Raw genomic sequence first — 6,706 nt, forward strand, 5'->3', positions numbered from 1 at the left:
GGGGCAGGACCGTGTGCTCGGCCCGCGGCTGGCCGCCTGGCCGCGTGTGCCCGCCACGGTGCTGCTGGCGGTGTGCACCGCGGTGGTCATGGAACTGCTGCTGTCCTGCGTGGTCACGCTAAGCAATCACGGCCTGGGTGCCGGCTTCCCCGCGCAGTGGGCGGCGGCGTTCGTGCGTTCCCTGCCGGCGGGTTTTGCCATCGGGCTGCTGATGGGCTTTGTCATCAAGCCGCGCCTGGCGCGCTGGATGGCCGCGGCATGAGCGCAGCCCAGCCCATGGCCAGCCGCGTCCAGCGCGTGCGCCACGAACTCAAGCGCCGCGCGCTGCGGGTAGTGTGTGCACAGAGACTCAGTCCGCTGGTGCGCCGCGTCACCTTCGGTGGGGACGATCTGGCCGACTTCGTCAGCCTGTTGTTCGACGACCACGTCAAGCTCTTCGTGCCGGCCACCGACGGGGCCGACCCGGTGGCGCGCGACTACACGCCGCGGCGCTTCGACCCCGTGGCGCGTGAACTGAGCATCGACTTCTGCCTGCACGGCGATGGCCCGGCGGCCCGCTGGGCCCAGCAGGCGCAGCCCGGGCAGGCGGTGACGATCGGCGGGCCGCGTGGCTCGTTCATCGTGCCGCCCGACCTGGACTGGCACCTGCTGGTGGGCGATGCGAGTGCGCTGCCGGCCGTGGCGAGGCGGTTGGAGGAACTGCCCGCACACGCCACGGTGTTCGCCATCGTGCAGATGCCGCACGCTGCCGATCGCGTGACACTTAACCATACCGCCGGCCACCAGCCGCTGTGGGTGGACGACCTGGCCCAGTGCCTGGACGCACTGCGCGCCTTGCCGCCGCTGCTGGGCGAGGGCTTTGCCTGGTGTGCTGGCGAAGCGGCCGACATGGTGGCCGTGCGGCGTGTGTTGCTGTAAGAAAAGGTGCTGGACCGCCGGGCGGTGCGCGCGGCCGCGTACTGGAAGCGCGGCGCACAAGCCCACCACGAGCATCTGGACGAATGAGGCGTTGACACGCCTGCTGCACATCTGCCAGGGCCTGCGCAATGCAACCGTCGCTTCTGCGGGTTGCCAGGGGTGGTACCACCAACAGGAATCGAACCTGTATCTAGCGCTTAGGAGGCGCTCGTTCTATCCATTGAACTATGGCGGCGGGTGGAGCGAGCCCGGATTGTAAGTGCGCCTTTTTCGGATGCAGCAGAGCGCTGGGGCTCCATCCCTCTAGTCGTAGTGCAGCGTGAAGATCAGGTCCAGCGCGTTCTCTTCGCCCGCGCGCGCCCGCAGTGTCAGGCGGCGCGAGACGTCGTAGAACATCGAGACCGTGCCCATCGCGCCGCCCAGGCCGGTTTCGTAGCTCAGGTACAGCTGGTTGGAGATGCGTTTGCCCAGCGTCACCGCGGCGGCGCTGGTGCTGCCGTCGGCGTTGGTGGCTTCGCCGCGGTACGAGATTTCGTCCAGCCCCAGCGCCTGCGCCAGGCCGCCGTTGAGCGCGCCGTCGTTGCCGGCCAGCAGGGCCAGGGCGGCCTGTTGCAGCACGGCGGCTTCGGCGCCGGCGCCGGTGGCCGGGCGGCCCAGCACCAGCCAGGCGAGCTTTTCGCTGTCGGGCAGGTCGGGCGTGGCCACCAGGCGCACGCGCGGCGCCTGCGCGCTGCCGTTGATCTGCACGCCCACGCGCTGTTCGGTGTTGCGCCCCATGGGCCGGATGGCCAGGATGTCCAGCGCCGGGTCGTCGTAAGGCCCGTTGAAGACCAGCTCGCCGTTCTCGATGGTCAGCTGCTGGCCGTAGGCGCGGTAGCTGCCGCTGGCGGTGCGCACCTCGCCAAAGACGCGTGGCGCGGGCAGCGCCACGGTGCTGCGCAGGTTGAGCTGGCCGGTCAGTCGTGCCTGGAGGCCGCGCCCGCGCACGTCGAATTGCGGCCCCAGGTCGAGCTGCACCGACACGTCGGGCTGCACCTGCGCCACGGTGCTGGTGACGGCCTGCAGGTTGCGGCCGCCGCGCACCACCACGTCGGTGCTGAGTGTCGGGGTGGTCTCGTCGGGCAGCACGAACAGGGCCGAGTCGGCCTTGAGCTGGCCGCGGATGTTGAGCTGGGCGCCGGCCAGCTGCGCCGCCACCTGGCCCGAGAGCGTCAGGCGCCGGTCGGCGCGGTTGGACACGCGCAGCTGGTTGGCGCGCAGCTGCAGGTCGATCAGGGGCTGGCGGCGCCCGTCCACCAGGCGCCATTGGGCCTGGCCGGTGGCGCTGAGCGCGCCGCCCAGCGGGCCCTGGAGGTCGAAGCGGTTGATGGTCAGGCGCTCGCCGTCGAGGCTGGCGCGCAGCTGGCCCTGGGTGAATTCGAAGCCGTCGACCACCGAGCGCAGGGCCAGCTGGTCGGCCTGCAGGGTGCCGCGCCAGTTGGGCTGGGCGCGCGTGCCGCCCAGGGTGGCGTCGGCCTGCAGGGTGCCGCGCATGCGCCAGCCCGGCGGCGCCAGGGTCGACCACACGCCCACCTGCGGCAACCGGGCGCTGAGGGTGCCGCTCAGCGGTGCGCTAGCGGGCCACCAGCGGTCGATCAGGGCGCCGTCGGTTGCCGGGGTGCTGGCCAGTTCGGTGCCCAGGTCGGCGCTGGCCTGGCCCAGGCGTTCGCTGTCCCAGCGCAGGCGGGCCGTCACGCTGCGGCCCTGGGCGCCGAGGTTCAGGCTGGCGCTGCGGATGCCGGCCGGCAGGCGCTGAGCGTTGCCGGCGGGGGCGCTGGCAGCGTCGGTCTCGGCCAGCAGGATCAGGTCGCCGCTGCGGCGCTGCAGCTGGGCGCTCAGGCGCAGCGGATCGTTGCCTTGCAGGGGCAGCAGCAGGTCCCAGTCGCCGTCGAACACCAGGTCACCGCCCAGCCCCGCGCGTGTGACCGGCCCGGAGGCGTTGCTCTCGGCGCGCGCCAGCTGGTCCATCCACGACAGGGGCAGCCCGCCCAGGCGGCCGCGGGTCTGCAGCGCGCCGGCCTGCCAGGCCAGCTGGTCCCAGGCCAGGGTGACGGGCGCGAGCGCCGTGCCCGCCGCACCACCGCGCTGGGTGGGTTGCAGCTGCCACTGGGCCGGGCCGCTCTGCAGGGCCAGGCCTGCGGGCGTCTGGCGCCAGCTGACCGTGGCGGCCTGCAGGCTGCGCAGGGACCAGTCCACCACGCGGGCCGGTTGCCGGGCGTCGCTGGCGCGCAGGTTGAAGGGGTCCAGGCTCAGGCGGCCGGGTTCGCCGCCCGGGCCGGGCAGGGGCCACAGGTGCTGCGCGCGGCCCTGGGTCTGCAGCGCGACGCTCCAGGGGCCTTGCGACGCGTCGCCGCGCAGCTGCATGGCCAGGTCGGCCAGGCGGCCACTGGCCTGGAGTTGCACGCCGCGCAGCGCCCAGCCGGGCGTGGTCACTGTGGGGCTACCGGTGCTGGTCTGGCTGGGGCTGCCCAGTTGCGGCACGTCCAGCGTGGCCTGCAGTTGCAGGGGCACGGCAGTGCGCGCGCCGCTGCGGGGCGCGGGGTAGCCCAGTTCGGCCAGACCGCCGCGCCACTGGGCCTGCAGGCTGGCCTGACCGGTCAGGCGCAGGTCGCGCAGGGCGGGGCGCTGCGCCAGCGCGTCGCGCAGACGCGGGCCCAGCACCGGCAGATCTTGCAGACCGCGCGCCCAGTCCAGCAGGGTGTCGACCGCGTCCACGCGCAGGTTCAGGTCGCCCTGGCCGTCGGCGTGGGCCAGGGTGCCGGCCCAGCGGCCCTGGGCGCCGGGCAGTTGCAGCGTGGTGCTGCCGTTGAAGGTGGAGGCGGTCAGGTCCACCGTGCCTTGGGCGGTCAGGCGGGCCTGGGCGGCGTCGAGCAGGGCATCGTCCAGCCGCAGCGTGCCGCCGTCCTGTGGGCCGGTGCCGGCCTGCCACTGGCCTTGCAGTCGCAGCTCGCGCAGGCGCAGGCCGGCGGTGGCGGCGGGGGCCGGCACACCGCGCGCCGGTTGCAGCTGCGCGTCCAGGTCGATGGTGCCGGTCTGGGTGGGGTGCTGGCGCGCGCTGGCGCTCAGGTCCAGCGCGGCCGCGGCCAGCGGGCTCCACAGCTGGGCCGGATTCAGCGCGCTGGCCTGCAGCTGGCCCTGCCACTGCGCCGGGGCGCCGGCGCCCGCGGGCTGGAAGCGGCCGCTGCCCTGCAGCTGCGCGCGGCCCAGTGCCGCCTGCAGCCGGGGCACGCTCCATGCCGCGCCCGGGTGTTCGATCGTGGCCTGCAGGCGGTCCAGCGGCAGGCGTTGCCGGTCCCAGGGGCCGCTGGCGCCGTTGCGCAGGTCCACCGTCGCGCGCCAGGCGCCGCCGTCGGGCGAGGCCTGCACCGTGCCCGACAGGGCGGTCACGGGCGCCCGCGGCCAGAGCGTGGCCAGGTCCAACTGGTGGGCGCGGGCGTCCACCGTGTGCAGGGGCTGCGGCGCCCAGGGGTGCACGCGGGCGCTGGCCACCAGGGTGGGCGTGCCTGGCCCGGTGTTGCGGTCGTGCACCTGGGCGTTGAGGTCGAGCGTGGCGCTCTGGCCGGCCAGGGTGCCGCTGGCGCCGGCCGTGGCCTGCAGGCTGAGGCTGTTGCCGCCGGGCACGGTGGTGAGCACATCGCCCTGGGCCGAGGCGTGCAGCGGCATGGGGGCCTGCGCGCCCAGCACGGCCTGCAGTTGGTAGCGGCCCTGGGCCAGCGTCAGCGCGTCGATGCGCAGGTGGTGTGCGTCCTGCACACCGCTGTGCTGCGCACCCCAGGCGCTGCGGTCGGCCGCGTCGGCCGGGCCGTAGCGGTAGTGGCCGCGCGCGCCGTCCAGGGCCAGGGTCTGCCGGCCTTCAATGCGCAGGTGGTCCACCGACCAGGGCAGGTCCACCGCCAGCGGCAGCACCAGGGTGGTCAGGGGCTGGCTGGGCGTCGGTTCCCGGGTGTCGGTCACCTGCACGCTGTCCAGATGCAGGGTGTCGATCTGCAGGCCGCGGCCGAGCAGGGCGTCGGTCAGCTGGTCGGCGGTCCACCGCAGGCGCAGGCCTTGCAGCTGCACGTCCAGACCCGGGCGGGTCCAGCGCAGCTGCTGCACCTGGCCGCCCTGGCGCAGGCTGCCCTGGGCGCCGCTGGCCTGCAGCTGGCCGCGCGGGCTGCTGGCATCGTCCACCCAGGCCTGGGCCCAGCCCAGCGCACGGGCCAGCGAGCCCTCGCTGCCCGACCAGACCCAGCCCGCCACACCCCCGGCCAGCAGCAGGGCCAGCGCAGCGCCGGGCAGCCAGTGGCCGATCCAGCCGATCCCGCGAAGCGTGTGCCCCACCGCCCGCACCCAGCCACGGGGGGCGGCGGGCGAGGTCTTGGCGTCGGGGGCTGCGGGCGTGTCGTGCTCGGCCATCAGAAAACGAAGCCGACGTTGAAGTGCAGCCGCCAGGCGCGCGGTTGCACGCCGTAGGCCAGGTCCAGCCGCAACGGGCCGACCGGGCTGTTGTAGCGCACACCGGCGCCCACGCCCCAGCGGGCCTTGAGGTCACCGATTTTCTCGGCCACCGACCCGCCATCGACGAACAACGCCGCTTCCCAGGGCGTGCGCTGGCCGTTGCGCCAGAGGGGCACCTGCCATTCCGCGCTGCCCACCGTCATGTAGCGGCCGGGCGAGACGCCGCCGTCGGCCTGCGCCACGCCAATGTCGCGCAGCGCGTAGCCGCGCACGCTGGTGTCGCCACCGGTCAGGAAGAGCTGGGTCTCGGGCACCGGGGTGTCGGCCTTGGCCCACACGGCGCCGGCCTCCACCCGCAGTGCAAGCCGTCCCCAGCGGCTGCTGGTGGCTTCGGGGGCGCGGGCGGTGCCCAGCGGGGCGCGTTCGTCGGCCAGGGGCCACGCGCTGCCCACCGGCCAGTAACCCAGCCAGCGACCCACTGTACGGCCAAAGGGTCGGCGGTCGCCCACCAGGGTGTAGCCGGCGCCCAGCTCCAGGCCCAGGCCATAGCCCCGCTGCGGGAACGGTGTGTTGTCAAAGCGCCGGCGCGTCCAGGCGTAGTTGGCGGTCAGCGAGGCCTCGGCCGCATCGGTGCCCAGGCTCCTGAGCACCGCGTTCACCGACCGTGCGCGGTCGACTTGCAGGAAGAAGCTGCGGTCCAGCGCGTCGCTGCTCTGGGCCTGGCCCAGGCGCAGGCGCTGGCTGGTGGTGGTGTCAAAGCCGTCGATCTGGCGCGCCGCCAGCGCGCTGGTGATCCAGTGCCAGCCTTTGTCGTCGACCGGCGCGCTCCATTCGGTGGAGAGTTGCTGGTCGTCGCGTTCGATCTGCAGCTTGCTCACCGCCCGCCAGCCGATGCCGGGCACGCGGTGGTGCGTGTGTTCGACGGACAGGCGCGCACCGCTGTCGGTGCTGCCGCCGATGCCCAGCACCAGCTTCTGGCGCTGCGCCTCGCGCAGCTGCACCACCACCGGTGCGGTGGTCTGGTCGACACCGGGGTCGACCGACACGTAGACCGATTCGAAATAGCCGGTGTCGGCGATGCGCTGCTGCGCGTCCTGCAGGCGGGCCAGGTCGTAATCGCTGCCGGGGGTGATGCCGCTCAGCCGCACCAGGCGTTCGACCACCGCGGTGTCGAAGCGCTGCGCGCCTTCGATCCGCACCTCGCCGATGCGCAGCGGCGCGCCGGAGTCCAGTTCCAGCGCCAGGCGCACGCTGTGGTCGCTGGTGTCCACGTCGGCCAGGCTGTTGTAGAGCCGTCCGGCCGGGTAGCGCT

The 6,706-nt window shown here is 73.9% G+C and carries 3 protein-coding genes, 1 tRNA gene and 1 pseudogene; 2 read left to right on the forward strand and 3 right to left on the reverse strand.

What is annotated here, in order from left to right; genetic code table 11:
* Together ACR2JA_RS07905 and ACR2JA_RS07910 are read left to right on the forward strand one after the other, a co-directional pair.
* On the forward strand, positions 1-262 hold a 262-nt coding region (locus ACR2JA_RS07905), incomplete at its 5' end, for a DUF2798 domain-containing protein (RefSeq protein WP_434008551.1).
* Positions 259-1,005: pseudogene (locus ACR2JA_RS07910) on the forward strand (siderophore-interacting protein). The gene ACR2JA_RS07905 and the pseudogene ACR2JA_RS07910, both read left to right, overlap by 4 nt.
* Positions 1,006-1,078: 73 nt before the next feature.
* Here ACR2JA_RS07910 and ACR2JA_RS07915 read toward each other — a convergent pair.
* The 3 genes from ACR2JA_RS07915 to ACR2JA_RS07925 all read right to left on the reverse strand — a co-directional run.
* Positions 1,079-1,153 (reverse strand) — tRNA-Arg (locus ACR2JA_RS07915).
* 68 nt (positions 1,154-1,221) lie between these two features.
* A complete protein-coding gene (locus ACR2JA_RS07920) occupies positions 1,222-5,352 on the reverse strand; it encodes a translocation/assembly module TamB domain-containing protein (protein WP_434008552.1) in 4,131 nt (1,376 codons plus the stop codon).
* A partial coding sequence (locus tag ACR2JA_RS07925) for an autotransporter assembly complex protein TamA (protein WP_434008553.1) occupies positions 5,352-6,706 on the reverse strand: 1,355 nt, incomplete at its 5' end. The genes ACR2JA_RS07920 and ACR2JA_RS07925, both read right to left, overlap by 1 nt.

Source organism: Hydrogenophaga sp. (assembly GCF_051007235.1).
GTDB lineage: Bacteria > Pseudomonadota > Gammaproteobacteria > Burkholderiales > Burkholderiaceae_C > Hydrogenophaga.

Coding starts and splice junctions, on each gene's coding strand:
- ACR2JA_RS07920 (WP_434008552.1), bottom strand. CDS start 5,352: ATGGCCGAGCACGACACGCCCGCAGCCCCCGACGCCAAGACCTCGCCC.